Raw genomic sequence first — 14368 nt, forward strand, 5'->3', positions numbered from 1 at the left:
CATGTCAGTCTTTCGCCGGGCGCAGGTTGCGGTCCGCCCCCTTTTGTCTTTCGCGGCGACGCTTGCCGCTTTGGGTCTGATCTCCCGATTGGCCGTTCAGTCGGGCGTCGGCCCGGAGCCGTTGCGCGCGCTGAACGGGTGGATCGGGATGGGAACCGGGACGGCGGGCGCGGTGCTGGCTCTGGCGGGGGCGCTCTCCTGTGGCCGGGAGGTACGGATCGGGGCGCGTGGGCTGGCCGCGGCGAGCCTGCTGCTTTGCCTCGGGCGGGGCGTGCCCGCGCTCGCGCCGCTGTACCGGTGGGACGGCGTACCCGTGATCGAGCCGAGCGCCGCGACGCTTCTCGCGATGACGGCGGCGGCGTTTTTTGCGGTCGAGGCGCGGGCCTACCTGATCGGCACCGTTGCCCATATGACGGTTTTCGGTGGCGCGTTGATGTATCTGTTCTCGCATGTTTTCGTCCACGATCATCTGTCGGGGGAGATGTCGCTCGGCGCCTCGGTGGCGATCCTCTGTCTGGCCTATGCCGGGGTGATCTGCCGCGGCGACCGCGGGGTGATGCGGGTGCTGCTCAACGAACACGCGTCGGGCCGGCAAGCGCGGGCGCAGATGCTGCTGGGCGTGGTCGCGCCGATCCTTCTGGGAACCTTCTACCTGCTCGCCGATCCCGAATTGGCCACGCGCGCGGAAATGCTGCTGCTGCTCGCGACGATCGTGGGGGTGAATGTCGGCCTGATCATCCTGATGGCGGTCTCGCTGGAGCGGACGGATCATGCGCGGCGTGCCGTGGAGCGGAAACTTCTCAACCGCGCGATGCGGGACGGGCTGACCGGGCTTTTCAATCGCGAGATGCTGTCGCGGCGGTTTCAGCAAGCCTTTAGCCAGGGGATGGGCGAGGGGGTCCCGTTCACCGCGCTGATGATCGATATCGACCATTTCAGGCAGGTCAACAATCGCGGTGGGCATGCGCTCGGCGATCTGGTGCTGCGCCGCGCGGGGCGCAAGATGCGCGCGCAATTGCGGCTGGAGGACACGCTGGCACGGATCGGTGGCGATGAATTCGCGGTGATCCTGCCCGGCGCGCGGCTGACCGAGGGCCTCGAGGCGGCGGAGCGGCTTCGCGCCGCCGTGGCCGCGCTGGGTTTCGAGGGGCAGCAGGCGCCTGGTCTGCGGGTCACCGTCTCCATCGGGGTCGCCGAATGGGAGTGCGGCGAGGAACTGCGGAGCCTTTATGCGCGGGCGGACGGGGCGCTCTACGCGGCGAAGAACCGCGGGCGCAACCGGGTTCTGCTGGCGCAGCCCTCCTTCGAACTCCGCGCCTCGGCGCCGCCCTTTGCCGCGCCGGACACGCGGGTCGAGGCGCTCAAGCTGAAGTCTGCGTGCCAGCCTGAACCGGTCGCGCGACGCGGCGGAAACCCGTCCGAACTGCAGCCATTCGCCGGACGGTAACCCGCCTGCCGCTTTGGGTTGTGATTGCGCCTTTGCGCGCCCGCGTGTATCAGGTCTGGCAAGATATTTTGCTGAGAAAGAGGTCACGCATGCGCCGGGTAGTTGTCACGGGTCTGGGGATGGTCACGCCGCTGGCTTGCGGGGTCGAGGAGACCTGGTCGCGGCTCATCGCGGGTCAGTCGGGGGCGGGGACGATCTCGCGCTTCGATGCGTCCAACGTGACCACGAAATACGCCTGCGAAATTCCGCTGGGCGACGGCTCCGACGGCACGTTCAATCCCGACGACTGGATGGAGCCGAAAGAGCGCCGCAAGGTCGACGATTTCATCCTCTACGGGATGGCGGCTGCGACGCAGGCCGTAAAGGATTCCGGCTGGGAGCCCGAGGATGAAGAGGGTCGCCTGCGCACCGGCGTGATGATCGGTTCGGGGATCGGGGGGCTCAGCTCGATCGCCGATACCGCAGTTCTCATCAAGGAAAAGGGTGTCCGCCGTGTCAGCCCGTTCTTCATCCCGGGCGCGCTGATCAACCTCGTCTCGGGGCAGGTCTCGATCCGGTTTGGCTTCAAGGGGCCGAACCATGCGGTCGTCACCGCCTGCTCGACCGGCGCGCATGCCATTGGCGATGCCGCGCGTCTGATCATGCTGGGCGATGCCGATGTGATGGTCGCCGGCGGTGCGGAAAGCCCGATCTCGGAGATCGGTATCGCGGGCTTCAACGCCTGCAAGGCGCTCTCGACCAAGCGCGGCAACGAGCCGGAGGCCGCGAGCCGTCCATGGGATGCCGATCGCGACGGGTTCGTGATGGGCGAGGGCGCGGGCTGCGTCGTGCTGGAGGAATACGAGCACGCCAAGGCGCGCGGCGCGAAGATCTATGCCGAGGTGCTGGGCTATGGCCTGTCGGGCGACGCCTATCACATCACCGCGCCGTCCGAGGATGGCGATGGCGGCTTCCGCGCGATGAAAGCGGCGCTGGAGCGGGCCGATCTGAACCCCGATCAGGTGGATTACATCAACGCGCATGGCACCTCGACCATGGCCGACGTGATCGAGCTGGGGGCGGTGCAGCGCCTGCTGGGCGATGCGGCGTCGAAAGCCACGATGAGCTCGACCAAGTCCTCGGTCGGCCACCTTTTGGGTGCGGCTGGCGCAGTGGAGGCGATCTTCTCGATCCTCGCGATCCGCGATCAGATCGCACCGCCGACGCTGAACCTCGACAATCCGCCGGAAGAGGCCGTGATCGACCTCGCGCCGAAGACCGCGGTCAAGCGCAAGATCGACGTCGCGCTGTCCAACAGCTTCGGCTTCGGTGGCACCAATGCGAGCCTCGTGATGGGCAAGGTGGATAGCTGATGTGGCGTAACATCGTCTCGAATTTCCTGACGCTGCTGATCGTCATTCTCGTCGCGCTTGGCGGTTTGGTCGCCTGGGCGAAGAACCAATATGTCGAGCCCGGCCCGCTTGCGGAGGCGATGTGCCTGCGCGTCGCGCCGGGCGAAAGCCTGCAGGGCGTGTCGTCGAAGCTGAAGGAGAAGGGGGCTATCTCCTCTTCCTATCTCTTCCGCACCGGTGCGCAGTATGAGGAGAAGGCCGACAAGCTGAAATTCGGCTCCTACCTGATCGAGCCGAACACCTCGATGCAATCCATCGTGGGGCAGATCACATCTGGCGGGCCTTCGACCTGCGGCTCGGAGCTGGTGTTCCGGATCGGCGTGAACGGCAACGAGGTGCTGCTGCGCGAGCTGGACCCGACCACGGGCGATTACCAGAAGGTCGCGGAATACAATCCCGAGAGCGAAAAGCCGCCCGAAGGCTTCGAGGAAAAGGCCGACCGCGTCGATGTGCGTACCCGCGTGACCGTCGTCGATGGTGTGACCAGCTGGCAGATCGTGCAGGGGCTTAAGGAAGCGAGCTTCCTGTCGGGCAAGATCGACGGGGTGCCGGGGGAAGGCACGCTCGCGCCCGACAGCTACGAGGTGACGCGCGGGGCCGACCGGCAGGCGCTGATCGATCTGATGTCCGAGCGGCAGTCGAAGATCCTCGCCGATGCCTGGGACGGACGTGCCGAGGGGCTGCCCTATGACGATCCGCAGCAGGCGCTGACCATGGCCTCGATCGTCGAGAAGGAAACCGGCGTGCCCGCTGAGCGCCCCGAAGTGGCAAGCGTCTTCATCAACCGTCTCGAAAAGGGCATGAAGCTGCAGACCGACCCGACGGTGATCTACGGCGTGACCGAAGGCAAGGGTGTGCTGGGCCGCGGGCTGCGGCAGTCCGAGCTGCGCAAGGCGACGCCCTACAACACCTATGTCATCGACGGGCTGCCGCCCGGACCGATCGCGAACCCGGGCAAGGCGGCGATCGAGGCGGCGTTGCATCCCGATTCGACCGACTACCTGTTCTTCGTGGCAGATGGGTCTGGCGGGCATGCCTTCTCGAGCACGATCGAAGAGCATAACAAGAACGTGGCGAAGTGGCGCGAGATCGAGAAGCAGCGTCAGGAAGACGCATCAAGTAACTGATATCACGTAAAGAACCCCGGTTTTCGCCGGGGTTCTTTTTTGCCCACGCCGCACAACCCGGAATTTAGAGCTTGACTCTGCGAACGCTCTCGGGTAGGAGTTTGGCACGCTAGGAGAAGTGGGCAAGCGCCGCGGGGCAACCCGACGGCGTTTTTTCATGTCTCTCGAACGGACCAACTTGGAACGGGTGGGTTCGTACGTGACGCAAGACAACATGATGAACGAGGCGGGGGCGCCGGTCGATCTTCTGGATCAGACCGAAGCGCTCTATCGTGACGTGGCCGAGGAACTGGCGCAGGCGCTGCAGGGGGTGCGGTGCGGCGAGATATCCGAGGCGAAAGCGGCGGTGCAGGCGGTCAAGGACCTCCGCACCGCTTTTCATTTGGTGATGGAGGAACGAACGCGTGTCGAGAAACTCCGCAGACAGTTGGCAGGCGTCGCCGCCGGGCGGGATGGCGCGCTCGACTTCGATGCCGCCAGAGTTGAAATCGGGCGCCGCCTGGCTCGCCTCCGCGACGCCTGAGAGTGTCGAGGCGTTTCTCGACGGGCTTGATGACAATGCATTGCTCGCGCTGCCCTGGATCTTCGAGTTCTGGGCGCTCGATCATCAGCTTCCGCCCGAAGGGGATTGGAAAAGCTGGGTGATCATGGGTGGGCGCGGCGCGGGCAAGACGCGGGCCGGGGCCGAGTGGGTGCGTGCGCAGGTGGAAGGCGCACGCCCGCTCGACCCCGGAAGGGCGCGACGTGTTGCGCTGGTCGGCGAGACCTTCGATCAGGTGCGCGACGTGATGGTGATGGGGGAGAGCGGGATACTCGCCTGCTCTCCGCCCGACCGCAGACCAGTCTGGGAAGCGACCCGGCGCCGGCTCGTCTGGCCGAACGGGGCCACGGCGCAGGCGTTTTCCGCGCATGAGCCCGAGGCGCTGCGGGGGCCGCAATTCGACGCGGCCTGGGTCGACGAACTGGCGAAATGGAAGAAGGCGGAGGAGGTCTGGGACATGCTGCAATTCGCGCTGCGTCTGGGCGATCATCCGCAGCAGGTGATCACGACGACGCCGCGCAATGTGGGCGTGCTGAAACAGATTTTGGAGACGCAATCGACCGTGGTCAGCCATGCGCCGACCGAGGCGAACCGGGCGCATCTGGCGGAGAGTTTCCTCGCCGAGGTCCGGGCGCGCTATGCCGGGACGCGGTTGGGGCGGCAGGAGCTGGACGGGGTGCTCCTGGAGGATGTCGAGGGCGCGCTCTGGACGACGGCGATGCTGGAGCGGGCGCGGATCAATCATCCCGGTGATCTGGACCGGGTCGTGGTGGCGCTCGATCCGTCGGTCAGCGGCAAGGCGGCCTCTGACGAATGCGGGATCGTGGTCGTGGGGGCGCGCACCCAAGGCCCGGTGCAGGACTGGCGCGCGGTGGTGCTGGAGGATGCCAGCATTCGCGGCAAGCCGATGGACTGGGCCCGCGCCGGGATCGCAGCGATGGAGCGCTGGGGCGCGGAGAAGCTGGTGGCCGAGGTCAATCAAGGCGGCGATCTGATCGAGAGCGTGCTGCGCCAGATCGACCCGCTGATCCCGTTCAAGGCGTTGCGCGCCAGCCGGGGCAAATCGGCGCGCGCGGAACCTGTGGCGGCACTCTATGAACAGGGCCGGGTGGCGCATCTGAGATCGTCGGATCTCGATGCGCTCGAAGACCAGATGTGTCGGATGGGACTGCAGGGCTATCAGGGCAAGGGCTCGCCCGACCGCGTGGATGCGCTGGTCTGGGCGATCACCGAACTGATCCTCGAGCCGGCCGCGCATTGGCGCAGGCCGCAGCTGCGGGGGCTCTGAGCCTCTTTCGGCTTGGGCGAAATATCCTGCGGGGGTCCGGGGGTGCAAAACCCCCGGCGCGCAACAATCGAATTCGAGAGCAAGGGCTGGGGCATTCCCCGGCCCTTTTTCTTTGCCAGCCGGTCCGCGACGGGGCCGCGAGAAGGAGACGGGAATGGGTTGGAACATCTTTCGCAAATCCGAAAGCGCGGGGCGGTCGGAGGTGAAGGCCTCGGCGACGGGACGGATCGTGGCGATGGCGAGCGGGTCGGGGCGTGTGGTGTGGTCGCCTCGCGATGTGGGTTCGCTGACGCGGTCGGGGTTTACGGGCAACCCGGTCGGATTTCGTTGCGTGAAGCTGATCGCGGAGGCCGCGGCTGCCTTGCCGCTTGTTTGCCAGGATGCGGAGCGGCGTTACGACGTCCATCCCGTGCTCGAGCTGATCGCGCGGCCCAACGCGGCGCAGGGCAAGAGTGCGTTCTTCGAGGCGCTTTACGGGCAGATGCTGCTGTCGGGCAACGGCTACCTGGAGGCGGTGGCGGTGGAGCCGGGGCTGCCGCGCGAGCTGCACGTGCTGCGCGCGGATCGGATGAGCATCGTGCCGGGCTCGGATGGCTGGCCGGTCGCCTATGACTACACGGTGGCCGGGCGCAAGCATCGGTTCGATATGATCGGAAGCCCCGATCCGATCTGCCATCTGCGGGCGTTTCATCCGCAGGACGATCATTACGGACTGTCGCCGATGCAGGCGGCGGCGGTGGCCGTGGACGTCCATAACAGTGCGTCGAGCTGGTCGAAGGCGCTGTTGGACAATGCTGCGCGGCCTTCCGGGGCGATCGTCTACAAGGGCGCCGATGGGCAGGGGACGTTGTCGCCTGACCAGTATGACCGGCTCGTCTTCGAGATGGAGACGCATCATCAGGGCGCGCGCAACGCGGGGCGGCCGATGTTGCTGGAGGGCGGTCTCGACTGGAAACCGATGGGGTTCTCACCGTCCGATATGGAATTTCACGAGACCAAGCTGGCCGCGGCACGTGAGATCGCGGTGGCCTTCGGGGTTCCGCCGATGCTGCTGGGAATCCCCGGCGATGCGACCTACGCCAATTACGCCGAGGCGCACCGGGCCTTCTATCGGCTCACGGTGCTGCCGCTCGCGACCAAGGTGGCCGCGGATGTTGCGTGGTGGCTGTCGACATGGACGGGCGAGCGGGTGAGCCTGAGGCCCGATCTCGACCAGATCCCGGCCTTGGCGAGCGAACGCGATCAGCAATGGAAGCGGATCGGCGAGGTCTCCTTCCTGACCGCGTCCGAGAAGCGCGCGCTGCTGGGCCTGCCGCCTGTGCCCGTGGACGCGGTGGAGGGCTGAGATGGCCGATGGTGGATCGCGATACCTCAAGGCGCCCTTTGCCGTCCACGAGGAACGGATGCAGGCGACCGAGAAGATCATGGAGCTGCAATTTTCGCAGGTCGAACAGCGGCTCGGTCGGATCGAAGCGATGATCGAACGGCTGGAGCGGCGGCTCTGGATGGCGGTCTATGGCGTGGTGGCAGTGATCCTGACGCAGGCGGTGCTCAGCCTCGTCGAGGTCGGTTTGAAATAGGGAAATAGACATGAATACACATGATTACGGGTTGGAATTGAAGTTCTGCGCGAACGAGGCGCACCCCGTTCAACTGACCGATGGGACGGTGATCGAGGGCTATGCGAGCCTGTTCGGTCTGCCCGATCAAGGTGGCGACGTCGTCTGCAAAGGCGCTTACGCGAAAGGGTTGGAGCGGCTGTTGGCACGGGGCGGTACGGTGAAGATGCTCTGGCAGCACGACCCGGCGCAGCCGATCGGGATCTGGGACGATATCCGGGAAGACGCGCGCGGGCTCTACGTCAAGGGCAGGCTGTTGCCCGGCGTGGCGCGGGCGCGGGAGGCGGCGGCGCTGATTGCGGCGGGGGCGATCGACGGGCTGTCGATCGGCTATCGCACGGTCGCCGCCGAGAAGGACGCAAAAGGCCGGCGGCTGCTTGCGGAACTGGAGCTTTGGGAAGTGTCGCTGGTGACCTTCCCGATGCTTCGCGAGGCGCGGGTGGCGGCGAAGGGCGAAAGCCTCGCGCGTGATCTGCGCGATCTGGCCGCGGCGCTTCGCGGTGCCACGGCGGAACTGGCCGGTCGCTGAGGCGGGCGGGCGAGAGATCCCATTGGAGATGGAGTGACGATGAAGACCGAGAGCAAGTCTCGGGCCGGGACGGGTATGTCCGAAGGCCCCGATCCGGCCACGGAGGTGCAATCCGCGCTGGCCGGTTTCGTAAAGGAAGTCAGAGCCTTCCGCGATGAAGTTGAAGTGAAGATGCAACAACAAGACGAGCGTTTGACCATGCTGCAGAGCAAATCCATGACTGCCGGGCGTCCCGCCCTTTCCGCCGCCGCGAACGAGGAGGCGCCGCATCAGAAGGCCTTTGCGGCCTACCTGCGTTCGGGGGATGACGACGCATTGCGGGGGCTGAGCCTCGAGGGGAAGGCGCTCAACAGCTCGGTCGCGGCTGAAGGTGGCTATCTGGTTGACCCGCAGACCTCCGACACGATCCGCTCGGTGCTGACCTCGACGGCCTCGATCCGCCAGATCGCGAATGTGGTCAATGTCGAGGCGACCTCTTTCGACGTGCTGGTCGATCGCAGCGAGTTGGGCTCGGGTTGGGCCACCGAGAGTGCGGCGCTGAGCGAGACTGCGACGCCGCAGATCGATCGGATCTCGATCCCGCTGCACGAGCTGGCCGCGATGCCGAAAGCGTCGCAACGGCTGCTCGATGACAGCGCCTTCGATGTCGAGACCTGGCTGGCGCAGCGCATCGCTGAGAAATTCGCCCGCGCCGAGGCGGCGGCGTTCATTTCGGGCGATGGGGTGGACAAGCCGACGGGCTTTCTGACCCATCCGCAGGTCGGCAACGGGTCGTGGACCTGGGGCTCGCTCGGCTATGTCGCGACGGGCGCGGATGGGGATTTCTCGGGCGCGAACCCGGCCGATGCGGTGGTCGATCTGGTCTATGCGCTGGAGGCGGAATACCGCGCCAATGCGAGCTTCGTGATGAATTCGAAGACCGCAGGCGCCGTGCGCAAGATGAAGGATGCCGATGGGCGGTTCCTGTGGACCGATGGTCTGGCCGCGGGCGAGCCTGCACGCTTGATGGGCTATCCGGTGCTGATCGCGGAGGACATGCCGGATATCGCGTCGGACAGTTTCGCGATCGCTTTCGGCGATTTCGAGGCGGGCTACACGGTGGCGGAACGCCCGGATCTGCGGGTGCTGCGCGATCCCTTCTCCGCCAAGCCGCATGTCCTGTTCTACGCCTCCAAGCGCGTCGGCGGCGATGTCAGCGATTTCGCCGCGATCAAGCTGCTGAAATTCGCGCTCGCCTGAGATGCGTGAGCGGGATCGGGGGGCTCCGCCTTCCGGTTCCCGGGGCCGGGATGCCGGTCTCGGGACGGGCGCGGGGCTGACGGCCGTCGCCTAGCTGCTCCCTCCGTTCGAGCGGCGGCGGGGCTCGCGCCCGACATGATTGGCGGCATCCCCGGCCGGGGGTGCAACCACGCGAATTGCGGAGGAATGTCATGATGTTGACTGAAGAGACGGTGGCGGCGGCGAGCGCGCTGCCCGTCGCGGAATTTCGAGCGCATCTGCGGCTCGGCACCGGGTTTTCGGATGTGGTGGAAGAGGATGCGGCGCTGGAGCGCTACCTGCGCGCGGCGATGGCGGCGATCGAAGGACGCACCGCTAAGGTGCTGCTGGCGCGGGATTTCGCGCTGAGCCTTGAGGCGTGGCGCGATGCAGTGGCGCAGCCATTGCCGGTGGCTCCGGTGAGTGCGGTGACTGAGGTCCGCTTGGTCGATGCGGCTGAGGTGATCACGGTGGTCGCGCCGGAGGGGTATCGGTTGGTCGCGGATCTGCAGCGCCCGCGACTGGCGGCCTGTGGCGGCGAACTGCCGTCGATCCCGGCGGGCGGTGTGGCAGAAGTTCGGTTCACGGCTGGGTTTGGGGCGAGTTGGGCCGATCTCCCGACCGATCTGGCGCAGGCGGTCTTTCTGCTGGCGTCGCAATATTATGAGCGCCGGGACGAGGGCGCGGGCGGGCGAGAGATGCCCTATGGCGTTGGCGCGCTGATCGAGCGCTGGCGCACGGTGCGCCTGTTGGGAGGTCGGCGATGAAGGCGCCGTTTCTGAACCGAGCGCTGGTGCTGGAGACGCCAGAGCGGGTGCCGGACGGGGCGGGTGGCTTTATCGAAGCCTGGACCGAGCTGGGCATCCTCTGGACGCAGATGAAACCGGGGACGGGGGTGGAGCGCGCGGGTGAATTCGTGACGCTCGCCTCGGTGCCGTGGAAGATCACGGTGCGGGCCGCGCCCGAGGGCTCGCCGCGCAGACCGAAGCCGGAGCAGCGGTTTCGCGAGGGCACGCGGGTGTTCCGGATCCTCGCGGTGGCGGAGGCGGATGCCGGGGCGCATTACCTGACCTGTTTCGCGCGTGAGGAGGTGGTGGCATGAGCTACGCGATCGGAGCCGCCTTGCAGGAGGCGGTCTATGCGCGCTTGCAGAGCGATGCGGCCGTGACGGCGCTCGTCGGGGCGGCGGTTTATGACGCCGCGCCTGCGGGGACGACAAGCGGGACCTATGTGAGCCTCGGGCCGGAGAACGCGCGCGATGCCTCGGACATGACGGGCGACGGGGCGGTGCATGATTTCACCGTCTCGGTTGTCAGCGACGAGGCCGGGTTTCATGCAGCCAAGGAGATTGGCGCGGCGATCTCGGATGCGCTTCTTGAGGTGCCGTTGAGCCTGACTCGAGGGCGCGTGGTGGGGCTGTGGTTCCTCAAGGCGCGCGCCCGGCGGGTCGACAAGGGGGCGTCGCGGCGGCTCGATCTGACCTTCCGCGCGCGGGTCGAGGGCTGAGTACACTTTCACATTTGCAACTTTTCGGCCGGTCGATTGTCGCTCTGTCGGAAACAAAATATCGAAAAGCGGAGAAAATCCATGGTTGCGCAGAACGGTAAGGACCTTCTGATCAAACTGGACCTGAACGGGGACCAGACATTCGAGACCATCGCGGGGCTGCGCGCCACGCGTATCACCTTCAACGCGGAAACGGTCGATGTGACCTCGCTGGAAAGCGAGGGGCGCTGGCGCGAGTTGCTGGGGGGCGCGGGGGTGCGCTCGGCCGCGATCTCGGGCTCTGGCGTGTTCAAGGATGCGGGCACCGACGAGCGCGCGCGGCAGATCTTCTTCGATGGCGAGGTGCCGCAGTTCCAGGTGATCATCCCGGATTTCGGCATCGTGCAGGGGCCGTTCATGATCACCTCGATCGACTATGCGGGGAGCCATGACGGCGAAGCGACTTACGAGGTCGCAATGGCGTCTGCCGGTGCTCTGAGCTTCACGGCGATCTGATGGCGAACCCGTGGGCAGGAGAGGTCGAGTTGGCGCTGAACGGCCAGCGGTATGTGGCGAAACTGACGCTGGGCGCCCTGGCGGAACTGGAGGCCGAGATCGGCGAGACGGGCGGGATGATCGCGTTGGTCGAGCGGTTCGAGGCGGGACGGTTTTCGAGCCGCGACGTGCTGGCGGTGATCGTGGCAGGGCTGCGCGGCGGCGGCTGGCAGGGCTGTGCGGGCGATCTGCGCTCAGTCGAGATCGGTGGCGGCCCTCTGGGGGCTGCGCGCAAGGCGGCGGAGCTGCTGGCGCGGGCCTTCTCGGTCCCCGGCGAGGGGGGAGCGTGAGCGGGCTCGACTGGCCGGGGCTGATGCGGGCGGGCGTGCAGGAATTGCGGCTGCGACCGGCGGAGTTCTGGGCGCTGAGCCCGGCAGAGCTGGCGCTGATGCTGGGCGCGGGCGGCGCGGTGGCACGCCCGATGGGGCGCGCGCGGCTCGATGAATTGCTGGCGCGGTTTCCCGATGCGCCGACGAGGATGGAGGGATTGAAATGATCGATACGGATGATCTGGACGGGTTGGGCGCGCAGGCCGCCGATCTGGAGCGCTCGCTTGGCGGCGCGAGTGCGATGGCGGAGGTGTTCAATCAGGAACTGTCCGCGATGCGTGAGAGCCTGACTTTCACCGGGCGCGAGGTGAGCACGTTGAGCCATGCGTTCGGGCGGGGGCTGCGAAGCGCTTTCGACGGGGTCGTGTTCGACGGGATGCGTCTGTCGGATGCGCTGAGGCAAGTTGCGCGCAGCATGGCCGACAGCGTCTACAACGTCGCGATGAAGCCGGTGCAGCAGGCTGTCGGCGGGGCGGTGGCGAACGGGGTGAACGGGTTGGTGAGCGGGCTGTTTCCTTTTGCCGATGGCGGGGCGTTCAGCCAGGGGCGCGTGCGGGCGTTCGCCAAGGGCGGTGTTGTGTCGAGCCCGACCCGTTTCGCGATGCGCGGTGCGACCGGGCTGATGGGGGAGGCCGGGCCTGAGGCGATCATGCCGCTGACCCGCGGGGCCGATGGGCGGCTGGGTGTGGCTGCGCAGGGCGGGGGCCGCGCGGTCAATGTGGTGATGAATGTCACGACGCCGGATGTGGCCGGGTTCCAACGCTCGTCGAGCCAGATCGCGGCGCAGGTCAGCCGGGCGCTGGCGCGTGGCGAGCGCAATCGCTGAGGGGGCGAATATGGCATTTCACGAGGTGAGATTTCCCGCGAATCTGAGCTTTGGCTCGGTGGGCGGGCCCGAGCGGCGCACGGAGATCGTGACGCTGACCAACGGGTTCGAGGAGCGCAACAGCCCCTGGGCTCATTCGCGCAGGCGCTATGATGCGGGGGTGGGGCTTCGGTCGCTGGATGACGTGGAGCGACTGCTGGCCTTCTTCGAGGCGCGCGGGGGGCAGCTGCACGGGTTTCGCTGGAAGGATTGGGCAGATTTCAAAAGCTGTTCGCCCTCGCAGGCGGTCGGTTACGAGGACCAGCTGATCGGGCATGGCGACGGGGTGAGCCGGGTGTTCACGCTCTCGAAGCTCTATGCCTCGGGCGGGTCGGAGTATCGCCGCCCGATCACCAAGCCGGTCGCGGGCACGGTGAAGCTGGGTGTTCAGGGCGGCTATCAGGCGGAAGCGGTGGATTGGGCCGTCGATCTGGAGACCGGCGAAGTGACGTTCGTCGATCCGCCCGCCGACGGCGCGCCGATCACCGCCGGGTTCGAGTTCGACGTTCCGGTGCGGTTCGACACAGAGGCGGTGCAGGTTTCGGTCCAGAGCTTTCAGGCGGGTGACATGCCGCAGGTGCCGGTCGTGGAGGTGCGGATATGAGCGGCTATCCGGAGGCGCTGCGGGCGCATCTCGAGAGCGGGACAACGACGATCGCGCGGGCCTGGGCGGTGACGCGGCGCGATGGCGTGGTGCTTGGCTTCACCGATCACGACGGAGGGCTGGTTTTCGACGGGATCGCGTTCGAGCCGGAGAGCGGGATGACGGCGAAGGCGGTCGCACAGGGTACTGGCTTGGCCGTGGATAACTCGGAGGTGTATGGCGCGCTGAGTTCGGAGGCGATCTCTGAAGCGGATATTCTGGCCGGGCGATATGATGGGGCCGAGGTGCGCGCATGGATCGTGAACTGGGCGGATGTGAGCCAGCGTGCGCTGTTGTTTCGCGGGCATCTCGGCGAGATCGCGCGCGGGGCCGGGGCGTTCACGGCGGAACTGCGGGGTTTGAGCGAGGCGTTGGGCGCCGAGAAGGGCCGGATCTATCATCCGCGCTGTTCGGCGGTGCTGGGCGATGGCGCGTGTCGTTTCGATACCGGGCAGCTGGGCTACTTTCACGAGGGGCCGGTGGATTTTGTCGAGGGCTCGGTCGTGTTCGGCTTCGACAGCTTGGGTGGCTTTGCCGAGCGATGGTTCGAGAAGGGTCGGTTTCGGGTGATCTCGGGGGCCGCGGCAGGGCTGGTCGGCGTAATCAAGGTGGACCGGGTACGCGATGCGGGGCGCGAGATCGAACTGTGGGCGCGGATCGGCGCGGATGTGGCGTTGGGCGATGTGGTGCGACTTGAGGCCGGCTGCGACAAGCGGGCCGAGACCTGTAAGGGCAAGTTCGCCAACTTTCTGAATTTCCGTGGCTTTCCGCATATTCCCGGCGAGGATTGGTTGACCTCCTACCCGGTGCAGGGTGGCGGAAATACGGGTGGGAGCCTGTTCAAGTGACCGCAGAGGAGCGGGCGGCGCGGGCGGTGGCGATCGCGCGGGTTTGGGTCGGCACGCCATACCTGCATCAAGGCTCGCATCGCGGTGTCGGTTGCGACTGCCTGGGCTTGCTGCGGGCGGTCTGGCGGGAGCTTTACGGCTGCGAGCCGGATGGCGTCCCGGCCTATACGCCGGACTGGGGGGAGGCGGGGTGCGATGAGGCGTTCTTCCGCGGTCTGAGCGCGCAGATGGCGGCGTGGAACGGCGTGGAGCGGTCGGGCGATGTGCTGCTGTTCCGGATGCGCGCGGGAGCGGTCGCGAAACATCTCGGGATCGCGGGCGCGGTCGGCGCGGAGCCAACTTTCATTCACGCCTATGCCGGGCACGGGGTCTGCGAGAGTGCGCTCAGCCTGCCGTGGCAGCGCCGCATCGTGGCGCGTTTTCAATTTCGATGAAGGAGCCGGA

At 66.8% G+C, this 14368-nt stretch carries 19 protein-coding genes; all 19 read left to right on the forward strand.

The genetic code is table 11. From position 1 onward, the window contains the following. Nucleotide 1 precedes the first annotated feature (1 nt). The 19 genes from B6V74_RS15715 (at nucleotide 2) to B6V74_RS15805 (ending at nucleotide 14358) form a co-directional block, all read left to right on the forward strand. On the forward strand, nucleotides 2-1447 hold the full coding sequence (locus B6V74_RS15715) for a GGDEF domain-containing protein (RefSeq protein WP_088723337.1): 1446 nt from the start codon (nucleotides 2-4) through the stop codon (nucleotides 1445-1447). An 89-nt stretch (nucleotides 1448-1536) separates the two neighbouring features. After that, the gene (gene fabF, locus B6V74_RS15720; RefSeq protein WP_075775033.1) at nucleotides 1537-2799 is read left to right on the forward strand and encodes a beta-ketoacyl-ACP synthase II; all 1263 of its coding nucleotides are present in this window, start codon (nucleotides 1537-1539) and stop codon (nucleotides 2797-2799) included. Then, nucleotides 2799-3965, forward strand: coding sequence for an endolytic transglycosylase MltG (gene mltG / locus B6V74_RS15725; protein ID WP_075775032.1), 1167 nt, complete (start codon nucleotides 2799-2801; stop codon nucleotides 3963-3965). The genes fabF and mltG overlap by 1 nt, the downstream gene beginning before the upstream one ends. Nucleotides 3966-4122: 157 nt before the next feature. Then, nucleotides 4123-4488 carry a hypothetical protein gene (locus B6V74_RS15730; RefSeq protein WP_240496882.1) on the forward strand — a complete coding sequence of 122 codons (366 nt, stop codon included), beginning with the start codon at nucleotides 4123-4125 and terminating at the stop codon, nucleotides 4486-4488. Beyond that, on the forward strand, nucleotides 4436-5794 hold the full coding sequence (locus tag B6V74_RS15735; protein WP_088723392.1) for a terminase family protein: 1359 nt from the start codon (nucleotides 4436-4438) through the stop codon (nucleotides 5792-5794). The genes B6V74_RS15730 and B6V74_RS15735 overlap by 53 nt, the downstream gene beginning before the upstream one ends. Before the next feature lie 154 nt (nucleotides 5795-5948). Beyond that, nucleotides 5949-7139 carry a phage portal protein gene (locus B6V74_RS15740; protein ID WP_088723338.1) on the forward strand — a complete coding sequence of 397 codons (1191 nt, stop codon included), beginning with the start codon at nucleotides 5949-5951 and terminating at the stop codon, nucleotides 7137-7139. 1 nt (nucleotide 7140) lies between these two features. Next, nucleotides 7141-7374: a hypothetical protein gene (locus tag B6V74_RS15745; protein ID WP_088723339.1), complete on the forward strand. Its 234-nt coding sequence runs from the start codon at nucleotides 7141-7143 to the stop codon at nucleotides 7372-7374. Between the two features lie 10 nt (nucleotides 7375-7384). After that, nucleotides 7385-7942, forward strand: a complete 558-nt coding sequence (locus B6V74_RS15750) for an HK97 family phage prohead protease (RefSeq protein ID WP_206185213.1) — start codon at nucleotides 7385-7387, stop codon at nucleotides 7940-7942. A gap of 39 nt (nucleotides 7943-7981) precedes the next feature. Next, nucleotides 7982-9181, forward strand: coding sequence for a phage major capsid protein (locus B6V74_RS15755; protein WP_088723341.1), 1200 nt, complete (start codon nucleotides 7982-7984; stop codon nucleotides 9179-9181). Nucleotides 9182-9372: 191 nt separating this feature from the next. Next, on the forward strand, nucleotides 9373-9966 hold the full coding sequence (locus B6V74_RS15760; protein WP_088723342.1) for a hypothetical protein: 594 nt from the start codon (nucleotides 9373-9375) through the stop codon (nucleotides 9964-9966). Beyond that, nucleotides 9963-10301, forward strand: coding sequence for a head-tail adaptor protein (locus tag B6V74_RS15765; protein ID WP_088723343.1), 339 nt, complete (start codon nucleotides 9963-9965; stop codon nucleotides 10299-10301). Before B6V74_RS15760 ends, B6V74_RS15765 begins: the two co-directional genes overlap by 4 nt. Further along, nucleotides 10298-10705 carry a DUF3168 domain-containing protein gene (locus B6V74_RS15770; RefSeq protein WP_088723344.1) on the forward strand — a complete coding sequence of 136 codons (408 nt, stop codon included), beginning with the start codon at nucleotides 10298-10300 and terminating at the stop codon, nucleotides 10703-10705. Before B6V74_RS15765 ends, B6V74_RS15770 begins: the two co-directional genes overlap by 4 nt. An 81-nt stretch (nucleotides 10706-10786) precedes the next feature. Further along, the gene (locus tag B6V74_RS15775; protein WP_088723345.1) at nucleotides 10787-11200 is read left to right on the forward strand and encodes a phage major tail protein, TP901-1 family; all 414 of its coding nucleotides are present in this window, start codon (nucleotides 10787-10789) and stop codon (nucleotides 11198-11200) included. Then, nucleotides 11200-11529 carry a gene transfer agent family protein gene (locus B6V74_RS15780; RefSeq protein WP_088723346.1) on the forward strand — a complete coding sequence of 110 codons (330 nt, stop codon included), beginning with the start codon at nucleotides 11200-11202 and terminating at the stop codon, nucleotides 11527-11529. The genes B6V74_RS15775 and B6V74_RS15780 overlap by 1 nt, the downstream gene beginning before the upstream one ends. Beyond that, nucleotides 11526-11735, forward strand: a complete 210-nt coding sequence (locus tag B6V74_RS15785; RefSeq protein WP_088723347.1) for a rcc01693 family protein — start codon at nucleotides 11526-11528, stop codon at nucleotides 11733-11735. Before B6V74_RS15780 ends, B6V74_RS15785 begins: the two co-directional genes overlap by 4 nt. Next, a complete protein-coding gene (locus tag B6V74_RS15790; RefSeq protein ID WP_088723348.1) occupies nucleotides 11732-12394 on the forward strand; it encodes a phage tail tape measure protein in 663 nt (220 codons plus the stop codon). Before B6V74_RS15785 ends, B6V74_RS15790 begins: the two co-directional genes overlap by 4 nt. Before the next feature lie 10 nt (nucleotides 12395-12404). After that, entirely contained in the window at nucleotides 12405-13037 is a 633-nt protein-coding gene (locus B6V74_RS15795) for a DUF2460 domain-containing protein (RefSeq protein WP_088723349.1), read from the forward strand. Beyond that, nucleotides 13034-13924, forward strand: coding sequence for a DUF2163 domain-containing protein (locus tag B6V74_RS15800; RefSeq protein ID WP_088723350.1), 891 nt, complete (start codon nucleotides 13034-13036; stop codon nucleotides 13922-13924). Before B6V74_RS15795 ends, B6V74_RS15800 begins: the two co-directional genes overlap by 4 nt. Continuing rightward, a complete protein-coding gene (locus B6V74_RS15805) occupies nucleotides 13921-14358 on the forward strand; it encodes a peptidase (RefSeq protein ID WP_206185214.1) in 438 nt (145 codons plus the stop codon). The genes B6V74_RS15800 and B6V74_RS15805 overlap by 4 nt, the downstream gene beginning before the upstream one ends. The last annotated feature ends 10 nt before the right edge of the window (nucleotides 14359-14368 follow it).

The sequence above is a fragment of the Thioclava sp. F42-5 genome, from assembly GCF_002213195.1.
GTDB classification, from domain to species: Bacteria; Pseudomonadota; Alphaproteobacteria; order Rhodobacterales; family Rhodobacteraceae; genus Thioclava; species Thioclava nitratireducens.